This window comes from Buttiauxella sp. B2 (genome assembly GCF_006376615.1).
Classification (GTDB): domain Bacteria; phylum Pseudomonadota; class Gammaproteobacteria; order Enterobacterales; family Enterobacteriaceae; genus Buttiauxella.
Map to the genome: position 1 here is coordinate 23,689 of NZ_VEXQ01000020.1, position 23,525 is coordinate 47,213.

The following is a 23,525-nucleotide window of genomic DNA, read 5'->3' on the forward strand; positions in this document are numbered from 1 at the left end:
AAAGATGTGACTTATCACCATCTCATTGAGTTAGCTAAAAGATGAGGGGGTTAACATGGCATCCTTGCCGGGAACTTACGTCTTTTGCGGATCTTCATAACGCCGCTTTGCATCCAGCGCTTCTTGTTCGGTTTCATGCTCGCTAATCAACGTATCAGGATGGGGATGATCGGCACGAAGTTGATACCAGGTCACAGTTTTGTCTGTAGCACCCTTTTCAACGGCAACAATACGCGCTTCCCGAGGATATGGAGGATTGCTCGCCATCGCTCTTCCTTTGGTAATGAATGAGCGTTCAGTATAGCCAGGATTCAGCTGGCTCTAGCCGTATGCAATACATTCAGCACTGCCTCAACAATTTCTGCCGGGGGACGAGTGGCATCAACCACATGGTGTGCAGCCTGGTTGTAAAGCGCTTCACGTGCAGCAAGAACTTCAACAATTTCATCGGTAATCGGTCTGCCCGTAAGGGTTGGGCGTTGGCCTTCTTCCGGAAATGCTTCTAAACGAGAGGCAAGAATTTGTGCCGGGGCACGCAGGTAGATAACCACTCCATGCTCACGCATAAACTGGCGATTACTTTCGGCCAGAACCATGCCGCCACCTGTAGCGATAACCGTGCCAGGTGCCGTAACACTGTGCAACGCACCGGATTCACGACGACGAAAACCTTCCCAGCCTTCTTGCGCAACAATATCGGCAACGCTCATTTTGGTGCTGGTTAATAGGTAGTGGTCGGTATCAACAAAGTTACAGCCCAATGCCTGCGCTAACGCAACACCTACGGTTGTTTTGCCACAACCTCGTGCGCCGACTAAAAAAATGGGTTGAGTCATCAGTGGCTAATCCTCAGCAGTACGCAAGTCGTGGGTCAAAAAATCTATAACGCTTATCGTTACGCAAGTCATCATACCAGCAAGCTAGTACGTGGAATAGAATAACATCGGTATCAGGCGCATTTTGAACGTTTAGCGACAAGCAGCCATTTTTCCAGTTCATTGGCGAATAGCTGGCGGTCACGCTGGCTAAGGCTATCTGGCCCACCGGTTTGTACGCCACTGGATCTTAATGTATCCATAAAATCACGCATAGTCAGGCGTTCGCGAATGGTAGCAGGCGTATAAAGCTCACCGCGAGGATTTAAGGCAATAGCCCCTTTTTCCAGCACGTCGGCTGCCAAAGGAATGTCGGCGGTGACCACTAAGTCACCTTTTTCGCAACGTTGTACAATTTCGTTATCGGCCACATCAAAACCCGTTGCCACTTGTAGGCTACGAATAAAACGCGAAGGTGGCGTTTTCAGACCTTGGTTGGCAACCAGCGTTACCATAATTTGCGCGCGCTCCGCGGCTCGAAACAGTACTTCTTTTATTACTTTTGGACACGCATCGGCATCCACCCAGATTTGCATGACGACTCCTGATTGTCGTTGGGGATAGTGACGATCTTGCCGTGCTTTTCCAGAATCTCAAACTTTATCTTTCCGGTGTATGGCGGCTTGCTGTTTTGTTTAGGCCTGGCCGAGGTTAAGCTATGCTAATCACACAACTCAGACGATGGAGTGAGACTTTGGATAAGAAGATTGGTTTTATTGGTTGCGGCAACATGGGAACAGCCATACTCGGTGGCCTGATAGCCAGTGGACAGGTACTTCCTGGTAACATCTGGGTCTACACACCGTCACCCGATAAAGTAGAGGCCCTGCACGAGCAATATGGTGTTAACGCAGCACAAAGCGCGCAGGAAGTCGCACAAATCGCCAATATTGTTTTCGGTGCCGTAAAACCGAATGTGATGCTAAAAGTACTGGGCGAAGTGAGCTCTAGCCTGGATAAAGATACGGTGGTGATATCCATTGCCGCAGGCGTCACTCTGGATTCACTGGCTAAAGCACTTGGACACGATCGCAAAATTATCCGCGCGATGCCAAACACACCAGCACTGGTGAATGCGGGGATGACCTCGATTACACCAAATGCGCTGGTCACTTCAGAAGATATTGCTGACGCGGTTAATATTTTCCGCAGCTTCGGGCTTGCAGAAGTGGTGTCTGAAACCATGATTCATCCGGTTGTTGGTGTCAGCGGTTCAGCACCTGCTTATGTGTTTATGTTTATCGAGGCTATGGCAGATGCCGCAGTGCTGGGTGGAATGCCGCGTAAACAAGCGTATCAATTTGCCGCACAGGCAGTCATGGGTTCAGCCAAAATGGTGCTGGAAACCGGCCAACATCCTGGTGAATTAAAAGATATGGTCTGTTCACCCGGCGGTACAACCATTGAAGCAGTAAAGGTTCTGGAAGAAAAAGGTTTCAGAGCTGCTGTGATGGAAGCCGTGGTGAAATGTATGGAAAAGTCTGAGCATTTGGGTAAATCATAATTCTGCTACCCTCTTCTGTAACAAGAAGAGGGTTTTATGCTGCAATGTCAGCAACTTCTGTACGGCTACGCCCCAGGTTTTTGGCTTTATACAATGCCACATCAGCCGCTTTTAACCATTCGCGATAGTTCACCATACCGCTATCAAACTCCGCCACTCCCACACTTATGCGCAGCGAAATAAGCGGAGCGTGCGGTAGGTGAAACTCTTGAAGATATTCCCGTACACGTGCCATTGCCTGTATCGCACTTTCTTGCGGCGTACCTGACATAATCACGCCAAATTCATCACCACCAAAACGACCTATCACATCGGTGATACGCAGCGTCAGTTGTAAATGCTCGGTTATTGCAAGAATGGCTTCATCCCCAACATCGTGACCATATGAATCGTTAATAGATTTAAAGTGGTCGATATCAATGAGTAACAAGGTGGCATTTCGTTGGTAACGTTGGCAGTTATCATATTCGCCATGAAGCAGATGCTCCCAATGACGGCGGTTATACACACCAGTCATGCCATCACGGGTGCTCATGTGCATAAGCCTTCGTTTATGTTCGGATAGTTTAAGCGCAGTTCGGTAACTCACCAGGCCAAAGTAGGTCGGGTAAACCAGCAAGAATGGTAAACAAATCCATACCTGAGATGGCATGGTTTGCAGATTAAGAGGGATGTGGAGCAAACTCAACGTCAACAAAGAACTCAGAACAATGACTCCCAAACCGCTAAGGAACAACTTCACCCCACCACAGCCGACGTTATTCATGCACAGCATTGCCATTATTAACGCTGAGGGCAGAGCATTCATTCCCATCACAGCAATCCAGACCCCCCCCATCAATGAATCAATCATTAAATTGCGGATTTCAGCGCGTGCAGGGTTAGATGAACGATCGGCAGTTTGCCATGCGAAGTGAGGCCAGATAAAACCATAAGCAACCAGCAACAACCACCACCATCCCGACACCGGCTGCGTAACCAGTACAGATGAGACACAGAAAAAACCTGTCGCTAACCCTATAATTCGGGGTACATAAAGTCGGCGGGCAAATCGCCGCCCTGAGCGATGCCGGTCTTCATTAAGGTACGTTGAGCTATCCATAATGCCCCCTGGAAGCCATCTACCAGAACTGTGATCATTTATCATGATAATTAGGAATATTCTGAAATATTTTCCGTAATTATAGAAAGTCTGGTTTAGGGGGAAGTATGATTTTTCGGGTGAGTCAGCGAACCGACTCACCCATTTGAACTATTTGGCTTGTTTTTTCAGGCAATTACTCATGAAAGTTTTTCGTGCGTCGCCGGACAAGGTTTGTTTGCCAGCTTCAGCATTACAGTCTTTCATTTTCTGTTGTTGCGGCGTCAAGCTTTTATCTGCGGGAGCTGACTGGCCATTTTTCAAACAGTTACTCATGTAGGTTTTGCGTGCATCCCCTTTCAGGGTTTGCGAAGTGGCTGTTTGGTTGCATGTCGTCATACGTTGTTGCTGTGGTGTCATTGCCTTATCTGCCGCCACAGCAGACCCAACCCACCCCGCCAATATCACCATCACGAATACAGTTTTCATAGCACCATCCTTTTTATTGTGGTGCTTTAATTTTGGTTCGTGGTTGGAAAAAAGGCGAACTGCCCAGGGAAAAGAATCAAAGGAAAGATGAAAAAAGAGTTAATACGGAGAGGGAAAAGTAGTGCAGCAGTATTTTATTTTAATTGACCTTACTAATAATAACCGTTTTAAAAATAGTGACGCATGTAATCAATTACGCATTTGTGTCAACATTCTGTCTAAATATTGCTTCAGGAGAGCGGTATCTTGAGCCGTTGCTGTCTCTTTTGGCTCGGCCTCTTTTAAGGCATCTTCAATATTAGTGATTATTGCCTGTTGGTCACTCTGATCCATTTTTCTCAGCATGGCGATAACCACTATTTCCAGCGTTTCAATCTGCGCGACAAATTCTTTTGACTCTTCTTCTTTTTCGGCGAGTTTTGCCAGTAACTCAGAAATAAGGTTTCGCATAGTTATTACCGCCAGGAATTTTAAACATGAAGTTAGCATTCTGATTTCATGTTGCCTAGAGGGTAATGTGACTATTTTTATATAACCCGCTAAATATGTGCCCAGGTGCAAGAATACTGCGCCATAGTTATTTCAACTCTAAAATTAAGAGCCCTCAATTTAGAATAAAGACTGAATATTATGGTGCAATCTGTCTTTGTTGAGCATCCTGCTGTTTTTTTCGCCGTAGCATAATCGCCAGCTGCCATACATTCAGCAATACCACCAACGCCGTGGCAATAAATACCCATCGATAACCTGCCATCGCGGAAACACCGGCTCCTATTAACGGACCTACAACATTGCCAAGATACATAAACGATTGATTATAACCAAAAATACGCCCAATCACCCGATCGCTGGAATATTTCACCAGTAAGGTTTGAACCGCTGGTAGCATCGCACCATCGGCAAAACCGAGTAAGAATCGTAATACCCCCAATTGCAATGGTGATGTTACCCACGACATAACAAAAAATAATATCACTGAGAAAATTAGCGTTGCCATTAATACTCTGGCAGTGCCGATTTTATCCCCCAGCTTACCTAATCTCGGCGCTGAAATAAGTGCAGAGATCCCAGGTACGGCCGCAATAAAACCACTAATAAAGGCGATGTTGTTACTTTCAGGGGAAAGATGCTTGATAAATAGAACAAGTATTGGCCCCACAGAACCATTACAAAGTTGAATGACCATGGTCGTTACAAACAGGCTTATCATTAATTTAGGATAAGGCAAGGAAGCAAACACTGCCTTGCCCGATAAACGATCAGCCTTACTGGTATTGGGCCGCCCACCCTCTTTTATCAGTAATAACGTCACTAAAAAACTGAGCATTAACAGTGCTGCGGTAACAAAAAACACCATTTGTAAACCAAGGGTGTCAGCCATATATCCACCCAATAGTGGGCCAACAATAACGCCACTGATTTGCGCGGTAGAAAGTGTGCTTAATGCCCAACCACTACGTTCTCGTGGCACTTGAGAGGCCACTAATGCCATCGCGTTTGGAATATAGCCGGAGGTTAGCCCCATTAGGGCTCGTAGAATAAAGAGTTGCCAGACATTAGTTGCAAATGCCTGTAATAAAATAGCAACCGCCATGCCGAACGATGCGCGTAACAGCATCAATTTTCGGCCCTTTCTGTCGGCAAGGCTTCCCCACATCGGAGAGACAATCGCTGAAACCAAAAACGTCACGCTGAAAGTCAAACCGGACCACATGGATAACGCTTCATGAGAAGTCACGCCTAGCTGTTCAACATAGAGCGGTAAAAAAGGAAGAATTTGGCTAATGGCTAACCCGGTAAAAAAGCAACCGAACCATACCGAGATAATATTGACCTTCCAGGATTCCATACCGTGCACGCTTTATTAGTGGGATAAGCGGAATACTGTGAAGTTTATCATACAAATAAAATTTATCGACAAAGCCCGAAGTCAAACATTCCCAGATGAAAATGATTAGCGTGTGTCACATTATATTCCAGGCCCTGCGTATGACCAAAAAAGGGGCAAACATTCTTAGATCCACAAACAAACCGCAACCATGATGGTTATCCTAATCAAAATCCTCGCTCCGTTCGCCATCCCATCACCTGATATTGTTTACGGAATAATCATTATAGAAGTTGAGCTGTTTTAGCCGCAGGAAGCACATGAATCCACAGTATGAGCGTGGTATGTTGTCCGCCTTTGTACTGATTAAGGATGGGTTTGGGCATGGTAAAACTGCGGGTCGGTATCGTGTTTGGGGGCAAGTCAGCAGAACACGAAGTGTCGCTTCAGTCGGCGAAAAATATTGTCGACGCCATTGATAAATCGAAGTTTGAAGTGGTGTTGCTGGGTATTGATAAACAAGGCCAGTGGCACGTCAATGATGCGTCCAACTATCTGTTAAACGCAGAAAACCCGGCATTAATCGCCCTGAACCGTTCCGGGACGAATGTCGCTGTGGTACCCGGCCAAACAGAAAATCAACTGATTGAATCCTCCTCTGCACAGCTTTTAGCACCTGTAGATGTTATTTTCCCCATCGTTCATGGCACGTTAGGCGAAGATGGCTCCCTGCAAGGGATGCTACGCATGGCGAACCTGCCGTTTGTCGGCTCGGGTGTTCTGGGTTCCGCCGTCAGTATGGACAAAGACGTCACTAAGCGCCTGCTACGTGATGCCGGGCTGAATATCGCTCCGTTCATTACTCTCACCCGCGCGAATCGCAATAAAATCAGTTTTGCCGAAGTCGAAGCCAAACTTGGTTTACCACTGTTTATTAAGCCGGCCAATCAAGGTTCATCGGTTGGTGTCAGCAAAGTGAATACCGAGCAACAATATGCAATTGCCGTTGCTTTGGCATTCGAGTTTGACCATAAAGTCGTGGTGGAAACCGGTATTAAAGGCCGTGAGATTGAGTGCGCAGTATTGGGAAATGACGAGCCGCAAGCCAGCACCTGCGGCGAAGTCGTAGTGAGTAGCGATTTTTATTCTTACGATACCAAATATATTGATGATAAAGGCGCACAAGTTGTGGTGCCTGCGGCTATCCCGGATGAGATTAACGATAAAATTCGTGAGATTGCAGTGCGCGCTTATCAAACGCTGGAATGCAGTGGCATGGCGCGAGTTGACGTATTCCTGACAGCCGACAATGAAGTCATTATCAATGAAATCAATACACTGCCAGGTTTCACGAATATCAGTATGTATCCAAAACTCTGGCAGGCAAGTGGCCTAGATTATCAAACGCTGATTACTCGTTTGATTAAACTGGCTCTTGAGCGACACCAGCAGGATAGCGCCCTGAAAAGTTCGATTACCGCTTAGGTACTACTCTTTCGCCGTCTCCGTGGCTTCAGACTCCGGGCGACGGCGAATAATAAATCCCGCAAGCCAGAAACAAATTACCCACGTCACCAGACCAACAGCATAATTTTGCCAGCCTTCGGTTTTAAACCCCAACAAACCAATCACACCATTCAAAATAAAGATCAGGCCAATTGCTACGGAGTAATAATGCCAGTCACGGCGCATTTTTAAAGACAATGTTTTCGCAGACATGGTGCAATCCGTCAGGACAATAAAGAGAACTTATTGTGGCATAGCCCGCGACGAGAAACCGCACGTTAATACGGGTCTGGCAGGATATTGTTGTGAAAATTTAACCTAAGTTGCAGATATGTGATCTCAAACATATATTCACAAACCAGGAGTATTCTGCATCAGAAATTACCAACAATCTGATATTGACAATCAATATGACCTGCCAAACTCACGCAATTGAAGTATCAGGCCGTAGCCTGAATCGCTTTACTGTTACATGGGAGGTCGTGATGACAGATATGAGTTTGTCGAAACAGGTTGTTCCTGCAGTAACCACTGTTTCAACAACGAAAGCAGAGGGATCTACCCGGAGTAATTTGGCTTACGCCGTGTTCATATTGTTCTGCTTTTGGGTCGGTACGCAAGTTCTTAGTTTGATGGTTCATGCGCCTGGGGTGCTTGAACATCTGGCACAAGGCAATGATGCTACTCGCCCGCGCATTGAAATGGGATTTGCAGTGAGCACCGTATTTGGTTTGGTGCCATTTCTCGCCGGTTGCGCGTTACTAGGCGTGATGAATCTGGCGCTGAAATTCCACCATCGCCATCATTTCTGATTTGCGCAATAGCTGAAAGCAGGCAGATAGATCTCAATCATCTGCCTGCTCGTTTCAAAGTTTCATGCAAGCAGCACGTCTGTCATCCACCCGCTGTGCAAACCATGCAGTTGTCAGGTTCCTGGTAATTTTCGGGCTTTCTAATGTAATGCCCGGTAGCATTTCTCGTGGCAATTTCTTGCCCGCTTTCTTTTCCGCTATTGCATAAACTTGCTGATACAACTCGGTTTTTTCGAAATCGATATTGTCACCTTTTTGCAACGCGCGGTGAATTTGGCTTTCACTCATATCAAGTTTATCTGCCAGTTTTCTGACCGCCAGTTCGGTACTACCAGGTTTATCGGTGTTATACAAAATTAAGTCGCCATCCAGAGCGAGTTTCACGCCCGTTGCCTTGCTGACTGCACTCTGGAACGCCGCATTGCGGCTAGCGTACCAACCGGCGTTAAAATCAGCAAAACGGTATAAGGGACGAGTATAATTTGCCGGGTAGTTCAGCAAATGGTATGTGCCAAACCACAACCCGCCGCGTCGTGTGAACACTTCCTGGCGCACAGTACCTTCCATCTTCCACGGATAGTCGCTGGTATGAAGCTCTGCAAAAGCGATGCTGACTTGCATCGGGCCACCAGTATGCACCGGGTTCAGATTGCCAAAGAGTTTCTGCCCCATTGGCACCATATCGATAAAATCATCAAAAATAGCGCTCAACTGCCCTTCTGTTTTTACGTTATCCAGACGTTCGCTGTAACTTTTACCATTTGGCGATTTGATTAATAACGCGGTATGAACCAGAAACACGGGGATATGCATTTTTTCAGCGCGACGGTCTATCTCTTTCCAGGCAATGTTGCTCAAATTAGGCACTGCCGGATCGGCAACCAGATTGGACTCTTGCTGTGCCACTGCCAGCACCGAGCAGATATTTTCCTCGCTTGGCGTAATACCCTGGCTCTTAAAGGTGGTGGCTAAATCTTTTGCCCAACTGTTGCGGTCTTTTACGCTGGCAGGGATTTTCTGCTTCACTACACTTTCAACATCAACGGGTTTCGTGGTTTCAGAAACCGGTGCCGTAGTTGTTTTAGTCGCACAGCCTGCAAGCACCATCATTGCCAGGAAACTCAGGCAGATAGCTGAACGTGGAGATCTGGAAATCGTGGCCGTCATAACATCCCTTTTCTCTTAAAAATCAGACGCAACAACCCTGCCATTTTTTCTCTCTCTGCGATAGTGGAAAATCCCTGATTGACAATTAGATGCATGATTATTAATCCCAATAGTTATTATTTATATTGCAATCATAAAAATTAAGGTGTGACAACATGAATACTCAATATTTTGCTGACCGCCTGGCCATTAACGATCTGATAAGCGGCTGGATGCATCGCGATCTTTCGCAGTAGGAAGAGAAGACTCAGAGCTGGAAAGTGAAATGAAATAACCGCGGAACTCTGGCTGGCTCGCTGACATAAAGTGCGTTTATCTTGACATAAACTTGACAGTTGATTGCCTGGTCAGTAATTTCATATGTAATTACTGACCAGGCAAATATCATGAGTAACAATCCGGGTATTATCGACAACAAATTTCATCTCGGTTTGCTAATCCATTTAGCGAACCAGTTTAAAGATCAGCTTATCAGCCAGTATTTTTCGGGCGCTGATATCACCGCAGCACAGTTTAAAGTGCTGATTAATATTTATAAAGGTTTCACCAGTCCAGTTGAAATCAGCAAAAACTTATTGATGGATGCAGGTGCTATGAGTCGAATGGTGGATCGCATGGTTAAGCGCGATCTTATCGTTCGCAACCCTCATCCACAGGATAAACGGCAGGTAGTTTTGGCGTTGACAGAAAAAGGCCAGATTATCTGCGATCACTTTCAGAACGAGGCGCTGTCCTCGATCATCGGCGATCTCACTGCAAGACTCACCCCCGATGAATCCCGTTTACTGGTAGAGCTAATTACAAAAATGCTGCCGGACGAGATCACCGCCCCTCATCGCTAAGTATTCACAAAGGCCGTAAATAAGATGGAAAACACATCTGCTGAAAACGTTCCACGCACCAGTAAGCGTAAACGTAACTTTATTATTTTTATCATTATTCTGGTACTTATCGCTGCGGGATGTCTTACGTGGTATCTGCTGTACGCACGTTTCTACGAAACCACCGATGATGCCTATGTGAATGGCAACCAGGTAGCGCTCACGCCGCAAATCGGTGGCACGGTAACTCAAGTCACGGCTGATGAAGGTGATTTCGTTGAAAAGGGCCAGCCGTTAGTGCTGCTGGATCCGAGTGATACCAAAATTGCGCTGCAACAGGCTGAAGCCAATCTTGCCAATACGGTGCGCCAGGTTCGCGGTTTATACAGCACGGCGGATAATTATCGTGCGCAAGTTGCAGCAAAACAGGTTGCCTTACAGACTGCGCAAAATGATTATGCGCGTCGTCAGAAAATTTTCTCGACCGGTGCTATTGCCGTTGAAGATCTCTCGCATTATCGCGATGCCGTTACCAGCGCACAAAGCGATTTGGTGGCTGCTCAGCAAGCATTGCGAACCAACCTTGCGATGGTGGATGACACTGTTATTGATAGCCATCCAGAAATTAAAACCGCCGTTGCAACCCTTCGCCAGCGTTATCTTGATAACTCGCGTACCACCATCGTCGCACCGGTTAGCGGCTATGTTGCCAAACGCGCGGTGCAACTAGGAATGCGCGTAAGTTCAGGCACCACGCTGCTGGCCATCGTGCCGCTAAACGAAGTGTGGGTTGATGCCAATTTCAAAGAAAGCCAAATGAATGCCATGCGTCTTGGGCAAAAAGTGATGCTGAATGCCGATCTCTATGGCGATAAAATTGAATACCACGGAACGATTGAAAGTTTGGGTATCGGCACCGGTAGTGCGTTTTCTTTATTACCCGCGCAAAATGCCAGTGGTAACTGGATCAAAATCGTTCAACGTTTACCTGTACGTATTAGGCTAGATGCGCACGATATGCAGAAACATCCATTGCGTATTGGCCTTTCGATGAATGCACGTGTGGATATCCGCAACGTTGACGGTCATTTGCTACCGCAACAAACGGTTAGCGCCCCACGTTTCACCACAGATGTCTATCAAGACTCGCTGGAAGCAGCAGACAAACTGGTGGCCAGGATCCTTCATGACAACAGCAATACGGTAGCTTCACGCGCCCGTTAAGAGAGACGTTATGCAAGATAAGGCGGCTTATACGCCACCCAGTCTGCTGCTCGCGACGCTCGCGCTGTCGCTGGCAACTTTCATGCAAGTGCTGGACTCCACCATTGCAAACGTCGCATTGCCGACAATTGCCGGGAACCTGGGTGTCAGTGCGGATCAAGGCACGTGGGTTATCACTTCATTTGCGGTGTGTAATGCCATTGCCCTGCCACTTACTGGCTGGTTTACGCGGAGATTTGGGCAGTTAAAACTGTTTATCGGATCCGTAGTGATGTTCACCCTCACTTCATTTCTGTGTGGCTTCGCCCACAGCATGACTGAGTTGATAATCTTCCGTGCCATGCAGGGTTTTTTCGCCGGTCCCATGTTCCCGATGTGCCAAACGCTGTTACTGGTCATCTTCCCGCCCATGAAGCGTGGGATGGCTCTGGCATTACTTTCAATGGTGACCGTGGTTGCGCCAATTGTTGGGCCCATTACCGGCGGCTGGATTACCGATAACTACTCCTGGCCGTGGATTTTTTATATCAACGTCCCCATCGGCATTTTTGCAGCTATTACCGTCTGGACGCAAATGCGTGGGCGTGAAGAAACCACCACCACCGCACCTATTGACTACATCGGCATCGGGTTGCTGGTTATCGGTGTTGGGTTGCTGCAAGTGGTGCTGGATAAAGGCAACGATCTCGACTGGTTCGCCTCGCCAGAAATTATCATCATGTCCGTGATTTCGGCGATTGGCTTGGTGGCTTTTGTTATCTGGGAGTTGGGTGAGCGCCATCCGATCGTGAACTTACGTCTGTTTAAAGAGCGTAACTTTGCTATTGGCACCACGGCGTTAATGCTGGGATATGCGGCGTTCTTTGCCATCAATATTATCCTGCCACAATGGTTGCAAACGCAGATGGGCTACACCGCTATCTGGGCAGGACTTGCCGCCGCACCGATGGGGTTCCTGCCGTTATTGTTGACCCCAATAGTTGGCCGTTACGCCGGGAAAGTTGATTTACGAATTCTGGCTTCAATGTCATTCCTGATTATGGGTGCATCTTGCCTGTTCCGTGCGCAGTTCAATACTAACGTTGATTTCCGCACTATTGCCGAAGTACAGATGTTTATGGGAATTGGGGTCGCGTTCTTCTTTATGCCATTAACCACCATAGTCCTGTCGAATCTTCATGGTGCTGAAGTGGCGGAAGGTTCAGGTCTGGCGACATTCTTCCGTGTTCTGGGAGGCTCGTTTGCTTCGTCACTGACAACCTGGATTTGGTCACGCCGTGAAGTTTTCCACCATGCCAATCTGACGGAAAGCGTGTCGATTTATAACCCTTCGGCTGTAGATTATCTGGATAAAATGGGTGGAGTGACGCAGCAACATCTGGCGTTTGTCGATAAAACTATCGAGCAGCAGGCGTATATGATGTCAACCATCGACTACTTCTGGATTTTAGGATGGGGGTTTATGGGGCTGATTGTGATTATCTGGTTTGCCCGTCCACCTTTTATTCGTTCAGGTGCACCTGGCGCCCCGGCTGCTGGGCATTAACGCTAAAAGCGGGTGACATAGTTCACCCGCTTTTTTATTTAGACTGACTCGTTTACCGCTTCCACAGGAATATCCTGCAACGTGCGTTCAAAACTACGCAGACGTTTGTAGATAGACATCAACTCAACAAGTGTTGTCCACGAGCTTATCAAATATTGGAATGAGCCGCGTACCTGACCAAATACGTTGGTAATTTGCGTCATCAAACCAAGCGTAATGGTTCCTGCCACAATTGATGGGAACAGCAAGAACAGTCCAAACACGTTATCAACTTGCAGGTAGAGAATACGAGCAATGTTGAAGTACATGTAATGGAAATAGAGACGGAAATAGTTCCTGCGCACCCCATCGAACAATTCTTTAACTGTCGGCGGAGCAGCACGAGAAGGATCATCTTCACCGTAGACCAGCTCTTTACGATATGCCGCTTCTACGCGCTGATTTTTGAACTCAAGGCCAGGAAGTTTAATCCCGACCACTGCCAGCAAACCGGTGCCCAACAATGACCAGATAATGGCCGCAATGACCAGACCGTAGGGAATATGTCCCACGATCGGTAAGTCAGGTACATGGGTAGACAGAGTTACCAGAACGGGTAAGAAAGCAATTAACGTCATAATTGCGTTAATGAAACTAACGCCCATATCTTCCAGGGTCGAAGCGAAACGCATGGTGTCTTCCTGCACACGCTGTGCCGCGCCTTCGATATTGCGCAGTAGCTGCCAGTTTTCCATGTAGTATTCGTTCATTGCGGTACGCCAGCGGAACACATAGTGGCTGACGAAGAAGTTATTCATCACACCTACAATGACTGCAATTAATGCGATACCGAGAAATACGCCCACTTCATGGTAAAACTGCTCAATAGTGACTTTATGCGGGGAACTTAGCGCAGTCTGGATTAAATCGTAGAATGGGGCATACCACGCATTCACCGCCACACCGACTTCTACCAAAAACCAAGTCACGAAAATTATCAGTGAGGAGCCGAGAATCGACCAATACTGCCAACGATGTGGGCTGTAAACAAACCAGAATAGTGCAAATACCCCCACGCAAAGTGCGTAATAGGCGTAAAACACCAGATATCCCATCGACCAAAAACGGGCTGCGCTGATTGGCACTTCGCCAGCCGCACCAGTGATATGCTCAATCCAGTTGCCTCCACCAGCCTGCCAGAAAACAACGGCGATCATCGCCCAAATAAAAGCCGACAGAAAAAAAGCTGTCGGGCGTGGGAAAAACGATTTAAACATTACAGCACTCCTGAAAACGCACTCTTATTGTTATAACTATCCCGGCACAATAAGGCTCACTGAATGTTGTATCAAGAGATGTAAGGTTAAGTGCTGCTTTACCACTCGCTCAGGATGTCTGCGGTAGATTTTACCTGCAGGGTATTTCCCGGAATCGTAAAGTTACGCCAGACATCGTTGTAATGCTCGATTAACACTTCAGCAAGAGCTGCCGGACGATTTGCTGTGGTATGGGCGTCTAAGGCGACCGTCATGGCATAACCACGGCTGGCCCCATTTTTAATAGTAGCGTCAACGCAATAATCCGTTGCACAACCGCAGACCACAAATTCGCTTATCTGGTGGCGATTGAGCACTTCATCAAGCTCAGTACGATAAAACGCATCGCAAGCTGTTTTGGTGACATAAAGCGAATCAATAGGTTGTAGCAATTCAGGTAAGAGCTCAAACGCCACCGTCCCCTTTTCCAACCCTTTTTCTGTGTGCTGGATAAAAATGACTTTATCGGCGGTATTGATCAGTTGGTTAATACGTGTCGTGCAGATTTCCCGATTAATACGAGGGGCTTCAAACACCCCATTTTGCATATCAATAACCATCAGTACACGTTGGACAGGCATGATTACGCTCTCAATAAACGAGTGAAACTGGAGCGTAGCACATACCTGTTTTGGCTCTAACTAGTATAAAGTTTAGGAGCCCCAACTGGCCGGGTTTTAAATCGGCGATGTACCCACAGATACTGCTCTGGCGCACGCATGATTTCGTGTTCAATTTTACGGTTCACATATTCTGCAGCGGCCTGCTCATCATCAAGCGGGTAATCACTAAACTCAGGCCCAATGACCAATTGATAGCCCGTACCATCAGTCTTGCGGATCAGTACGATAGTCAGAATAGCCGGTTTTGCCAGGCGGGCAATCGTGTAGGTTCCGTTGGTTGTCGCAGCCTGCTGTACAGCAAAAAATGACGCAAATGAACTGCCTTTAGGGCCGTAATCCTGGTCCGGCGCAAACCATACTGCTTCGCCGGATTTAAGAGCTTTCACCATACCTTTCAGGTTGCGCCTGTCCAACATGGCCTTATTGGAGCGTGAACGCCCACGGGTCTGAACAAACTCCATCGCTTTATTGTTATGCGGGCGATACATTGCCATCATCGGACGGCAAAGTCCCATCACCCTTCCGCCCAACTCCAGCGACATAAAATGCACACCGACAGCCAGAACACCTTTACCTTTATCGCAAGCTGCCGTGATGTGTTCAAGGCCACTGACATCAAACCATTTACGAACGCGTTCATCGGACCAAAACCAAGCCATGCCGGTTTCAATCAACCCCATACCAAGTGAAGAGAAATTCTGCTTAACGAGGGTTTCTATTTGCTCATCAGTATAATCGGGAAAGCAAAGCTTAAGATTCTGGTGGGCAATGGAAACCCGGCGTTTAAGAAAATGCATTGATGCACGACCGATGGAGTCGCCCATTTTCAGCAGTACGGGGTATGGTAATTGCACCCACAGCCACAAAATAGCCACACCAAACCAGGTCAGCCAATAGCGAGGGTGGAGGAGCTCTGTTCGAAATCGAGGTTTACTAGACATTCTCAGCTTCTGTATGCGTAATTAGTATGTATCGCATAAGGAAGTAAATCATTAGCGGTACAGCGAGATGCTGCCTCTAAGACGCCACACGGCGGTAATAGTTGCAACAATGCAATAATAGTTGCTCTGATGATACGCATTTTCTGATCAAGCCATGTATAGATGTTGTCATTTTTTTTACGTATTTCGTTCCGTTACGTCAGCATTAAGATGACACGCACTTATTTAGTGCAAAAAACACTCCATACGAGTCTGATTTTGACTTTTCCCGGGCAAATTTATCTCATTTAACTACGTGTTTGGAGTTAACGACAACACGCAGAAATAATTGCGGTTTCGAATGAATGATTTTTAACCTTTTGCCTGTCGAAAACTGATATCTGAACTAATACTTATTGGGATTTCCCTACACACTTCAGGAATCTGGCTTAATGAAAAAACTTACCTTCACCCTACTGTTCAGCACGCTTCTGTTCGCAAGTGCCGGTGCATTTGCCGAGAATCCAGCCACCAGCACATCCGGTGCTCAGGCAGAAAAAGAACAACTCAATAATTCGGGTCACATTATTGATGACTGCCGCGTCGCAGGCAATGAAATGAAAAAAGGCTGCGAAACTGGCCATGAGATGCGTAAAGAGCATAAAAGCGACGACAAGATGCTGAAAAAAGGCGGCAACACAGACGACGTAATGCAAAAAGATACGCAGAAATCTAATTAGTGTGGGATGCACCACGGCCACAAACTGTGGTGCATTTCTGAGCAAAAAAATCACTGAAATGCCGCGTTACGCTTTTTCTTATCACATTCCTCATTTTCCACGTTTGCGCAGCGCCATAGAGTAGTATAAATACGATAAATATCGCTCCACTTCGTTAATGGGTTACCCGCGTTGAAAATTCGTCTCCCGCGCCTTGCTGCGTTCGTTATTGCTGCGCTGCCAATTTTGAGCTTTGCACAAACTTCACCCGATCCTGTTTTTGCTTCAGAGATTGCAGACCGCTATGCCAATCATATTTATTTCGGCAGCGGTGCTACAGGTATGGCAATGGTGGTGATTGATGGCAATCAACGCGTTTTCAGAAGCTTTGGTGAAACCCGCCCCGGTAATAACGTACGTCCACAACTTGATTCCGTTATCCGCATTGCTTCACTGACCAAACTAATGACCAGTGAAATGCTGGTAAAAATGTTAGATCAAGGCAAAGTTCAGCTCAACGACCCATTAAGTAAATATGCGCCAACTGGAGCCAGAGTTCCGACTTACAACGGCAACCCTATAACTCTGGTCAATCTTGCAACGCATACCAGTGCATTACCTCGCGAACAGCCTGGCGGTGCGGCTCATAGAACAGTCTTTACCTGGCCTATGCATGATCAACGCTGGAATTGGCTCGCCACTGCAAGTTTGAAAAGTGCACCTGGCACCATTGCCTCATATTCAAATCTTGCTTTTGATTTGCTCGCTGATGCGCTGGCTCAGGCTGCAGGTAAACCCTATCCTGCATTGTTCGAAGAACAAATCACCCGCCCACTGGGCATGAAGGACACCACGTTCACACCTTCACCTGATCAATGTAAGCGCCTGATGGTGGCAGAAAAAGGCGCCAGCCCTTGCGATAATACGCTCGCCGCAATTGGAAGTGGCGGAGTGTATTCCACGCCAGACGATATGATGCGTTGGATGCAGCAATTCCTGAGCTCTGATTTCCACCGCCGCAATACTCAAGCCGATAGAATGCAAACGCTGATTTATCAACGTACGCAGCTAACCAAAGTCATTGGTATGGATGTTCCAGGAAAAGCAGATGCTTTAGGGCTTGGATGGGTTTACATGGCACCTAAAAATGGCAAACCGGGAATTGTGCAGAAAACAGGTGGCGGAGGTGGTTTTATCACTTATATGGCAATGGTTCCGCAAAGCAATGTGGGGGTTTTTGTCGTAATCACCCGCTCACCGTTAACTCGTTTTGTGAATATGAGTGATGGTGTTAATGATTTAGTTTCGGAGCTAAGTGGATTTACCTCTTCAGCTAGTCCGGCGTCTTGATAAGTGAAGCAGGTCGATACCTCGACCTGCTTTCCTCAATTACTGAACTCGATATTTGAGTTCTTTTCTGTACAAAGCTAATAGCACCAGTACGCGAACGTAAATCAAATTCCCATGAGTCAGTACTCAACTCACGCCCTACTGGATAAATAGGTAATCTACGAGCGGATAGTATCGTCGCCGAAACCGATCCATTTGTAAGTGGTTAACGCTTCAAGCCCCATTGGGCCGCGAGCATGAAGTTTCTGCGTACTTACGGCCACTTCGGCACCCAAGCCAAACTGGCCGCCATCGGTGAAGCGTGTTGAGGCATTCACGTAAACAGCAGAAGAATCGACTTCATTCACAAAGCGATTCGCATGACTTAGCGTACGCGTCAGAATCGCATCTGAATGCTGAGTCCCGTGCTCACGAATATGATCGATTGCGTCATCAATATCTCTGACAACTTTCACATTTAAATGCAGCGACAACCATTCGTCATCGTAATCTTCCGCTTTTACAGGAAGCACTTCCGCTGGTCCATTTTGCAACAGCACTAAAGATCGTTCATCCGCATGGAGCGTTACGCCGGAATCAGCCATTTGCTGGCTCAATACAGGTAAGAAAGTATCGGAAATCCCTTCGTGTACAAGCAATGTTTCGACTGTGTTACAGGTGCTTGGGCGCTGTGTTTTTGCGTTAACAATAATTTTAAGCGCCGGAGTAAACTCGGCACTTTCATCAACAAAGATATGGCAAACGCCGATGCCACCAGTTATCACCGGAATCGTGGATTGTTCACGGCAAAGTTTGTGTAAGCCAGCCCCCCCGCGTGGGATAAGCATGTCGACATAGCGATCCATTCGCAGCAACTCATTCACCAGAGAGCGATCCGGGCTTTCAATAGCCTGAACTGCAGCAGAGGGCAATCCACATTCGGTAAGTGCTTGCTGAATAACTTTTACTGTTGCTGCATTTGTACGCCAGGTTTCTTTTCCGCCACGCAGAATCGCTGCATTTCCTGTTTTCAGACAAAGCGAAGCAACATCCACTGTGACGTTAGGGCGAGCTTCATAAATCACCCCAACTACACCTAGTGGAACGCGACGGCGTTCGAGGCGTAAGCCACTATCTAACACACCGCCATCAATCACCTGGCCAACGGGATCAGCAAGATTGCAAACCTGGCGAACATCATCGGCGATGCTTTTTAAACGTGCAGGTGTAAGTTTCAGGCGATCTAACATGGCTTCGCTCAAGCCATTTTCTTTCGCTTCGGCCAAGTCTTGTTCATTGGCATCTAAAATACCAACGGCCTGCGCTTCCAGATAATCAGCGATTCGTTCCAGCGCACGATTTTTCTCGCGACTGGAGAGCAGTGCCATTTTATAAGAAGCCGCTTTAGCGGCTTTGCCCATTTGTTCCAGCATTGCCAGCTCCTTAGTTAACTATCATGTCGTCGCGATGGACAGCTACCGGGCCATATTCATAGCCGAGGATTTCATCGATCTCTTGAGAGTGATGGCCTGCTATACGGCGTAAAGCGTCGCTGTTATAACGGCATACCCCGTGGGCGATGTCACGTCCTTCAAGACTGCGAATGCGGATAACTTCCCCTCGAGAAAAGTTACCCTTCACACTTTTAATACCTTTAGGCAGTAAAGAGCTCCCGCGTTCAAGAATTGCCGCAAGAGCCCCATCGTCTACGGTGATTTCGCCGGCAGGAGGTGCGCCAAAGATCCAACGCTTGCGGTTTTCTAACGGTGATTGTTGCGCATGGAAACGCGTCCCAACGGGTGTTCCCGCCATCACGTCGCCAATGACACCGGGCTTGCTGCCCGCGGCAATAACAACATCAATACCAGCGCGACAGGCAACATCAGCGGCCTGCAATTTTGTACTCATACCGCCTGTTCCCAGACCGGAAACGCTGTCACCGGCGATAGCTCGCAGAGCATCATCAATACCGTGAACTTCTTTAATCAATTCTGCGGCCGGATTGTTGCGAGGATCAGCAGTAAACAGACCTTGTTGGTCAGTCAGCAAAAGCAGTTTATCTGCACCCGCCAAAATAGCGGCCAGAGCAGAAAGATTATCGTTATCACCGACTTTGATTTCTGCGGTCGCGACGGCATCGTTTTCATTGATTATAGGTACGATGCTGTTATCCAGTAGCGCTCGTAAGGTGTCGCGCGCATTCAGGAAGCGTTCACGGTCTTCCATATCTGCACGTGTCAGCAACATTTGCCCGACATGAATGCCATATATAGAAAACAACTGTTCCCAAAGTTGGATCAACCTGCTTTGCCCTACTGCCGCCAACAATTGCTTTGAGGCAATGGTTGCGGGAAGTTCGGGATATCCTAAATGCTCACGCCCCGCGGCAATCGCCCCGGAGGTTACAATAACGATACGATGCCCGGAGGCATGAAGTTGTGCGCATTGACGCACCAGCTCAACAATATGAGCCCTATTCAGGCGGCGTGAGCCACCGGTTAATACGCTAGTGCCTAGTTTTACCACCAGCGTCTGGCTGTCACTCATGATTCTCTGCCGTTTCAACGAAATTGGAAAATTAAAATGCCAGATGACGTTGTAACAGGACTGAAGCAGCTTGCCAACTGCCCTGATAAGGAAAACGGCTAACTTCACGTAAAGGATCAATTAAAATAGCGGTAAGTTTTTACATATTTATGACAAATACAAATTATTACGTTTATTTAAACTTTCTCTTACTCTGTCATAAAACTTTAATCTCAAGGCGATAAAACTCTCTGCGTTTTTTAACGGGATATTTCCCGATTAAATTTTAGCGCGTTTACATCATTGGGATGAGAAAATGAAAAAAAGCACACTGGCATTAATGGTATTGGGTTTTATGGCGTCATCAACTTCTTCGCAGGCAGCGGAAATTTATAATAAAGATGGCAATAAACTCGACCTTTATGGAAAAGTAAAAGCTGAACACTACATGAGCGATAATAATTCTGTAGATGGCGACCAATCTTATGTCCGTCTGGGTATTAAAGGCCAAACACAAATTAATGATCAACTGACTGGTTTTGGTCAGTGGGAATATCAAGTTGCCGCCAACAAAATTGAAGGTGATGCTAATACAACAAAAACTCGTCTGGCATTTGCTGGGTTAAAAGCGGGTGATATCGGTTCCTTCGACTACGGGCGTAACTATGGCGTGCTGTATAACATCGCCTCCTACACCGATATGATGCCTGAATTTGGTGATGACTCTTATACCAAAACAGACAACTTCATGACAGGCCGAGCCAACGGTGTAGCCACATATCGCAATAATACCTTCTTCGGCTTGGTTGATGGCTTGAAGTTGTCATTGCAGTACCAGGGCAAGAATGAGAATGATGGCCGTACAACAAGTAAACAAAATGGCGACGGTTTTGGTAGCTCCCTCAATTACGATATTGGAGATACAGGCCTGAGCGTGGGTGCAGGTTACGCTAACTCCAACCGTACTCTGGCGCAAAAAAATCAGGCTATCGGTAAAGGTGACAATGCCGAAGCATGGACTACCGGCGTGAAATACGATGCGAATAACGTTTACCTGGCCGCTATGTATGCCGAAACACGTAATATGACACCAATTTCAGGCACCGCATCAATTAATGGTATAAATAAAAACGTTAGTGGTTTTGCCAATAAAAACCAAGCATTTGAAGTCATTGCACAATATCAATTTGATTTTGGTCTGCGTCCATCACTGGGTTATGTCCAGTCAAAAGCCAAGGATATTGAAGGCGTAGGTGATGCTGATTTGGTAAAATATATTGATGTCGCTGCCACTTATTATTTCAACAAAAACATGTCAGCTTTTGTTGATTACAAAATTAACCAACTGAGCGACAATAACGCACTTAAACTGAACAACGATGATATTGTCGCATTAGGTCTTGTTTATCAGTTCTAATACATAAACGAAAAGCCCCACCTTTAACCGGTGGGGCTTTTTATTTCTACGCTGATAATTTCACAGGTTTATCCGCAAAATCTTCCGCTGGCACTAAATCAAGACCCAATGTGCTTAATAAATCTCGCAAGCGCACGTGGAAACCACGTATTGTTTGCTCGAGTCTTTCATCCACTTCTTTGTCTTTGGCCGCGGTAGCAGTCCATTTACCATCTTTGTCAAACAACCCAAACTTATAGGTATAGGTGAATTGCTTTTCCTGTGCTTCCAGTTCCATCCACCAACCCCAGAACTCACGCTTCTCTGGCGCTGGCTTCACATTGACGCACACAGCCAGGCAATCGAAGAAGAAACGGTTATCTTCACATTGCTCTTCCCGGATATAAGGGCCAAGCGAGGCAAATTTTTTAATCAATCTACTTTTCGGGTGTCCACTCGGTAACGTCATTGCGATCTCCTGTTGTGAAGCAACTGTTTTACCAAACCGATGAAATTTAGCAAATCATTAACGTAATCTCTGCTTGATCCATCCGGTAATTTCTTTCAGCGCTTTATCAAAATTGCGATACACCGGGTTAAACGGGATCGTTAACAACTTACCATCGGCAGATGACGAAGTTATTAAACGAGAGTCGTCTTCCGGGCTGAACGGATCGTTTGCCCAATAGCCAGATAGCATTGGCGTTGGGCAATGGCGCCCTAATAGCCCTTGGGTTTTTAGCGAGTAGCGGTTCAGTTCCACACGTAACGCAGTATCAGACGCATCATGCATTCCAAGGCGGCTCGCTAGTACATCAATATACATCTCCGGCACCTGCGCCTGACGTGATGCATCACTCAATAAGCTATGAACAATCGGTCCAAGACACGCAACTGCTTTTAAGCGAGGCGCTTCGATATAACCCAGTCGCACTGCAACATTTGCCCCAAAACGGAATCCGAATGCCGCGACGCGGGTATGATCAACCCACGGAATGTTTGGCAACGCTTTCAATACGTGTTGGTGTAAAAGACTGGAATCCTGAGTCAGTTTCCATTTTGAAGAAAAGCCTACCGATGGCATGTCGATGGTTAACATCGCGATACCTTCGGGCGCAAAATACTTCTCAAACAATGTGTAGTAATCGCTTTGTAACGCATCCAGACCACCGCAAATCAGCACGGTTGGATACGGACCTTCACCTTCTTTTGGCTGATGGAGAAACCCGGTTATCGCACCACCACCCGGAATAGCAAATTCAAGTTCTCGTAAGCCACCAAAAAGACGAGGAGCGGCTTCTTCATATGCGTGATTTGCCAGGACCTGCGCTTGTTCCGCAAGTTGGTCACCTTTCAAATGTGGGTAGGCCGCGATGCTATAAAGATTGGCAGCCTGTAACCAATACTTGCCGCTTTTTTCTTTGTCCGTTTCCTGATTGGCCCGTTGCTGCCACATCATTGCCTGTTTTGACCATTCATAGATCCAGTTACCGCTGCGGTAACCCACGACGGTATCAAACAGATCGTCATTGGTACGTTCAGCTGGGTTTGCCGCAATTCGAGCCTGCACTTCGATTATTTCGCGCGCGTCGACACCCCGCCAGACCCATAGCAGACGGTTTATCATACGATACCAATGAGGGACTGTTGCGCCGTCCAGAGCGGATTGGATTGCAGGGGCAGCGTGATGCTGAACACGACGAACTAGCGTCGAAGTTTCGGGATGCTTAAATCGTGGTTTAAACAGGATTTCGCTAAGATTGGCTTGCGACATCGTTTCTGCCTCCATACAAACGTCAGGAATGAGGCTATTGTACTCTGTCGGCACCCAAATAACACAAACGCCCGGCCAGGCCGGGCGTAA

At 47.0% G+C, this 23,525-nt stretch carries 25 protein-coding genes; 9 read left to right on the forward strand and 16 right to left on the reverse strand.

Annotation, left to right across the window (positions count from 1 at the left end; genetic code table 11):
- Nucleotides 1-75: 75 nt before the first annotated feature.
- From FH968_RS18540 to FH968_RS18550, 3 genes are all read right to left on the reverse strand, one after another.
- On the reverse strand, nt 76-267 hold the full coding sequence (locus tag FH968_RS18540; protein WP_139882229.1) for a YaiA family protein: 192 nt from the start codon (nt 265-267) through the stop codon (nt 76-78).
- 44 nt (nt 268-311) lie between these two features.
- Complete coding sequence (aroL, locus tag FH968_RS18545; RefSeq protein ID WP_139882230.1) at nt 312-836, reverse strand: shikimate kinase AroL; 525 nt, start codon at nt 834-836, stop codon at nt 312-314.
- Between the two features lie 113 nt (nt 837-949).
- The gene (locus FH968_RS18550) at nt 950-1,411 is read right to left on the reverse strand and encodes a YaiI/YqxD family protein (protein ID WP_139882231.1); all 462 of its coding nucleotides are present in this window, start codon (nt 1,409-1,411) and stop codon (nt 950-952) included.
- A 158-nt stretch (nt 1,412-1,569) separates the two neighbouring features.
- Between FH968_RS18550 and proC the strand changes: the two genes are divergently transcribed.
- Nucleotides 1,570-2,379, forward strand: a complete 810-nt coding sequence (gene proC / locus FH968_RS18555) for a pyrroline-5-carboxylate reductase (RefSeq protein WP_139882232.1) — start codon at nt 1,570-1,572, stop codon at nt 2,377-2,379.
- A gap of 34 nt (nt 2,380-2,413) precedes the next feature.
- Here the strand turns inward: proC and adrA are convergent, their stop codons facing one another.
- From adrA to FH968_RS18575, 4 genes are all read right to left on the reverse strand, one after another.
- Nucleotides 2,414-3,481 carry a diguanylate cyclase AdrA gene (gene adrA / locus FH968_RS18560; protein ID WP_255431563.1) on the reverse strand — a complete coding sequence of 356 codons (1,068 nt, stop codon included), beginning with the start codon at nt 3,479-3,481 and terminating at the stop codon, nt 2,414-2,416.
- Between the two features lie 150 nt (nt 3,482-3,631).
- A complete protein-coding gene (locus tag FH968_RS18565) occupies nt 3,632-3,949 on the reverse strand; it encodes a PsiF family protein (RefSeq protein WP_139882234.1) in 318 nt (105 codons plus the stop codon).
- A 189-nt stretch (nt 3,950-4,138) separates the two neighbouring features.
- On the reverse strand, nt 4,139-4,399 hold the full coding sequence (gene iraP, locus FH968_RS18570; RefSeq protein WP_139882235.1) for an anti-adapter protein IraP: 261 nt from the start codon (nt 4,397-4,399) through the stop codon (nt 4,139-4,141).
- 178 nt (nt 4,400-4,577) lie between these two features.
- The gene (locus tag FH968_RS18575; RefSeq protein ID WP_139882236.1) at nt 4,578-5,798 is read right to left on the reverse strand and encodes a multidrug efflux MFS transporter; all 1,221 of its coding nucleotides are present in this window, start codon (nt 5,796-5,798) and stop codon (nt 4,578-4,580) included.
- A 363-nt stretch (nt 5,799-6,161) separates the two neighbouring features.
- On the opposite strand from FH968_RS18575, the gene ddlA reads away from it, so the two are divergent.
- A complete protein-coding gene (gene ddlA, locus FH968_RS18580) occupies nt 6,162-7,262 on the forward strand; it encodes a D-alanine--D-alanine ligase (RefSeq protein ID WP_139882237.1) in 1,101 nt (366 codons plus the stop codon).
- Nucleotides 7,263-7,265: 3 nt separating this feature from the next.
- On the opposite strand, the gene FH968_RS18585 is transcribed toward ddlA, so the two are convergent.
- Nucleotides 7,266-7,496 (reverse strand): DUF2754 family protein, encoded by a 231-nt coding sequence (locus tag FH968_RS18585; RefSeq protein WP_139882238.1) that lies wholly within the window; start codon nt 7,494-7,496, stop codon nt 7,266-7,268.
- 272 nt (nt 7,497-7,768) lie between these two features.
- Between FH968_RS18585 and FH968_RS18590 the strand changes: the two genes are divergently transcribed.
- Nucleotides 7,769-8,095, forward strand: coding sequence for a DUF2755 family protein (locus FH968_RS18590; RefSeq protein WP_370451534.1), 327 nt, complete (start codon nt 7,769-7,771; stop codon nt 8,093-8,095).
- A gap of 54 nt (nt 8,096-8,149) precedes the next feature.
- Here FH968_RS18590 and FH968_RS18595 read toward each other — a convergent pair whose 3' ends face one another.
- Nucleotides 8,150-9,262, reverse strand: coding sequence for a DUF1615 domain-containing protein (locus tag FH968_RS18595; RefSeq protein WP_139882239.1), 1,113 nt, complete (start codon nt 9,260-9,262; stop codon nt 8,150-8,152).
- Between the two features lie 386 nt (nt 9,263-9,648).
- Between FH968_RS18595 and FH968_RS18600 the strand changes: the two genes are divergently transcribed.
- The 3 genes from FH968_RS18600 to FH968_RS18610 are packed head-to-tail and all read left to right on the forward strand — an operon-like array spanning nt 9,649 to nt 12,853.
- The gene (locus FH968_RS18600) at nt 9,649-10,104 is read left to right on the forward strand and encodes a MarR family transcriptional regulator (protein ID WP_139882240.1); all 456 of its coding nucleotides are present in this window, start codon (nt 9,649-9,651) and stop codon (nt 10,102-10,104) included.
- Nucleotides 10,105-10,128: 24 nt separating this feature from the next.
- Complete coding sequence (locus FH968_RS18605) at nt 10,129-11,307, forward strand: efflux RND transporter periplasmic adaptor subunit (RefSeq protein ID WP_139882241.1); 1,179 nt, start codon at nt 10,129-10,131, stop codon at nt 11,305-11,307.
- 10 nt (nt 11,308-11,317) lie between these two features.
- Nucleotides 11,318-12,853, forward strand: coding sequence for a DHA2 family efflux MFS transporter permease subunit (locus FH968_RS18610; RefSeq protein WP_139882242.1), 1,536 nt, complete (start codon nt 11,318-11,320; stop codon nt 12,851-12,853).
- Between the two features lie 38 nt (nt 12,854-12,891).
- Here FH968_RS18610 and sbmA read toward each other — a convergent pair whose 3' ends face one another.
- The 3 genes from sbmA to lpxP all read right to left on the reverse strand — a co-directional run bounded on the left by sbmA (nt 12,892) and on the right by lpxP (nt 15,712).
- Complete coding sequence (sbmA, locus tag FH968_RS18615; RefSeq protein WP_139882243.1) at nt 12,892-14,109, reverse strand: peptide antibiotic transporter SbmA; 1,218 nt, start codon at nt 14,107-14,109, stop codon at nt 12,892-12,894.
- 98 nt (nt 14,110-14,207) lie between these two features.
- On the reverse strand, nt 14,208-14,729 hold the full coding sequence (locus FH968_RS18620; RefSeq protein ID WP_139882244.1) for an isochorismatase family protein: 522 nt from the start codon (nt 14,727-14,729) through the stop codon (nt 14,208-14,210).
- A 56-nt stretch (nt 14,730-14,785) separates the two neighbouring features.
- Nucleotides 14,786-15,712, reverse strand: coding sequence for a kdo(2)-lipid IV(A) palmitoleoyltransferase (gene lpxP, locus FH968_RS18625; protein ID WP_139882245.1), 927 nt, complete (start codon nt 15,710-15,712; stop codon nt 14,786-14,788).
- A 431-nt stretch (nt 15,713-16,143) separates the two neighbouring features.
- Between lpxP and FH968_RS18630 the strand changes: the two genes are divergently transcribed.
- Together FH968_RS18630 and ampH are read left to right on the forward strand one after the other, a co-directional pair.
- Nucleotides 16,144-16,431, forward strand: a complete 288-nt coding sequence (locus FH968_RS18630) for a hypothetical protein (protein WP_139882246.1) — start codon at nt 16,144-16,146, stop codon at nt 16,429-16,431.
- Between the two features lie 177 nt (nt 16,432-16,608).
- Entirely contained in the window at nt 16,609-17,760 is a 1,152-nt protein-coding gene (gene ampH, locus FH968_RS18635; protein WP_223271341.1) for a D-alanyl-D-alanine-carboxypeptidase/endopeptidase AmpH, read from the forward strand.
- Nucleotides 17,761-17,918: 158 nt separating this feature from the next.
- Here ampH and proA read toward each other — a convergent pair whose 3' ends face one another.
- Both proA and proB read right to left on the reverse strand, forming a co-directional pair.
- Complete coding sequence (gene proA, locus FH968_RS18640; protein WP_139882248.1) at nt 17,919-19,172, reverse strand: glutamate-5-semialdehyde dehydrogenase; 1,254 nt, start codon at nt 19,170-19,172, stop codon at nt 17,919-17,921.
- A 10-nt stretch (nt 19,173-19,182) separates the two neighbouring features.
- Nucleotides 19,183-20,286 carry a glutamate 5-kinase gene (proB, locus tag FH968_RS18645; protein WP_139882249.1) on the reverse strand — a complete coding sequence of 368 codons (1,104 nt, stop codon included), beginning with the start codon at nt 20,284-20,286 and terminating at the stop codon, nt 19,183-19,185.
- A 295-nt stretch (nt 20,287-20,581) separates the two neighbouring features.
- Here proB and ompC point away from each other — a divergent pair, with 295 nt between their 5' ends.
- Nucleotides 20,582-21,682, forward strand: a complete 1,101-nt coding sequence (ompC, locus tag FH968_RS18650) for a porin OmpC (protein ID WP_139882250.1) — start codon at nt 20,582-20,584, stop codon at nt 21,680-21,682.
- Between the two features lie 46 nt (nt 21,683-21,728).
- Here the strand turns inward: ompC and crl are convergent, their stop codons facing one another.
- Together crl and frsA are read right to left on the reverse strand one after the other, a co-directional pair.
- Complete coding sequence (crl, locus tag FH968_RS18655) at nt 21,729-22,130, reverse strand: sigma factor-binding protein Crl (RefSeq protein ID WP_139882251.1); 402 nt, start codon at nt 22,128-22,130, stop codon at nt 21,729-21,731.
- A gap of 57 nt (nt 22,131-22,187) precedes the next feature.
- A complete protein-coding gene (frsA, locus tag FH968_RS18660) occupies nt 22,188-23,435 on the reverse strand; it encodes an esterase FrsA (protein ID WP_139882252.1) in 1,248 nt (415 codons plus the stop codon).
- Nucleotides 23,436-23,525: the final 90 nt, after the last annotated feature.

Excerpts from the sequence above, each read along its gene's own strand:
- lpxP (WP_139882245.1), bottom strand. The coding sequence starts at position 15,712 with ATGTCTAGTAAACCTCGATTTCGAACAGAGCTCCTCCACCCTCGCTAT.
- frsA (WP_139882252.1), bottom strand. The coding sequence starts at position 23,435 with ATGTCGCAAGCCAATCTTAGCGAAATCCTGTTTAAACCACGATTTAAG.
- FH968_RS18620 (WP_139882244.1), bottom strand. The coding sequence starts at position 14,729 with ATGCCTGTCCAACGTGTACTGATGGTTATTGATATGCAAAATGGGGTG.
- FH968_RS18550 (WP_139882231.1), bottom strand. The coding sequence starts at position 1,411 with ATGCAAATCTGGGTGGATGCCGATGCGTGTCCAAAAGTAATAAAAGAA.
- ompC (WP_139882250.1), top strand. The coding sequence starts at position 20,582 with ATGAAAAAAAGCACACTGGCATTAATGGTATTGGGTTTTATGGCGTCA.
- iraP (WP_139882235.1), bottom strand. The coding sequence starts at position 4,399 with ATGCGAAACCTTATTTCTGAGTTACTGGCAAAACTCGCCGAAAAAGAA.
- FH968_RS18600 (WP_139882240.1), top strand. The coding sequence starts at position 9,649 with ATGAGTAACAATCCGGGTATTATCGACAACAAATTTCATCTCGGTTTG.
- FH968_RS18565 (WP_139882234.1), bottom strand. The coding sequence starts at position 3,949 with ATGAAAACTGTATTCGTGATGGTGATATTGGCGGGGTGGGTTGGGTCT.
- proB (WP_139882249.1), bottom strand. The coding sequence starts at position 20,286 with ATGAGTGACAGCCAGACGCTGGTGGTAAAACTAGGCACTAGCGTATTA.
- adrA (WP_255431563.1), bottom strand. The coding sequence starts at position 3,481 with ATGGATAGCTCAACGTACCTTAATGAAGACCGGCATCGCTCAGGGCGG.
- FH968_RS18610 (WP_139882242.1), top strand. The coding sequence starts at position 11,318 with ATGCAAGATAAGGCGGCTTATACGCCACCCAGTCTGCTGCTCGCGACG.
- FH968_RS18540 (WP_139882229.1), bottom strand. The coding sequence starts at position 267 with ATGGCGAGCAATCCTCCATATCCTCGGGAAGCGCGTATTGTTGCCGTT.
- FH968_RS18630 (WP_139882246.1), top strand. The coding sequence starts at position 16,144 with ATGAAAAAACTTACCTTCACCCTACTGTTCAGCACGCTTCTGTTCGCA.
- FH968_RS18585 (WP_139882238.1), bottom strand. The coding sequence starts at position 7,496 with ATGTCTGCGAAAACATTGTCTTTAAAAATGCGCCGTGACTGGCATTAT.
- aroL (WP_139882230.1), bottom strand. The coding sequence starts at position 836 with ATGACTCAACCCATTTTTTTAGTCGGCGCACGAGGTTGTGGCAAAACA.
- sbmA (WP_139882243.1), bottom strand. The coding sequence starts at position 14,109 with ATGTTTAAATCGTTTTTCCCACGCCCGACAGCTTTTTTTCTGTCGGCT.
- FH968_RS18575 (WP_139882236.1), bottom strand. The coding sequence starts at position 5,798 with ATGGAATCCTGGAAGGTCAATATTATCTCGGTATGGTTCGGTTGCTTT.
- crl (WP_139882251.1), bottom strand. The coding sequence starts at position 22,130 with ATGACGTTACCGAGTGGACACCCGAAAAGTAGATTGATTAAAAAATTT.
- FH968_RS18595 (WP_139882239.1), bottom strand. The coding sequence starts at position 9,262 with ATGACGGCCACGATTTCCAGATCTCCACGTTCAGCTATCTGCCTGAGT.
- ddlA (WP_139882237.1), top strand. The coding sequence starts at position 6,162 with ATGGTAAAACTGCGGGTCGGTATCGTGTTTGGGGGCAAGTCAGCAGAA.
- proA (WP_139882248.1), bottom strand. The coding sequence starts at position 19,172 with ATGCTGGAACAAATGGGCAAAGCCGCTAAAGCGGCTTCTTATAAAATG.
- FH968_RS18590 (WP_370451534.1), top strand. The coding sequence starts at position 7,769 with ATGACAGATATGAGTTTGTCGAAACAGGTTGTTCCTGCAGTAACCACT.
- FH968_RS18605 (WP_139882241.1), top strand. The coding sequence starts at position 10,129 with ATGGAAAACACATCTGCTGAAAACGTTCCACGCACCAGTAAGCGTAAA.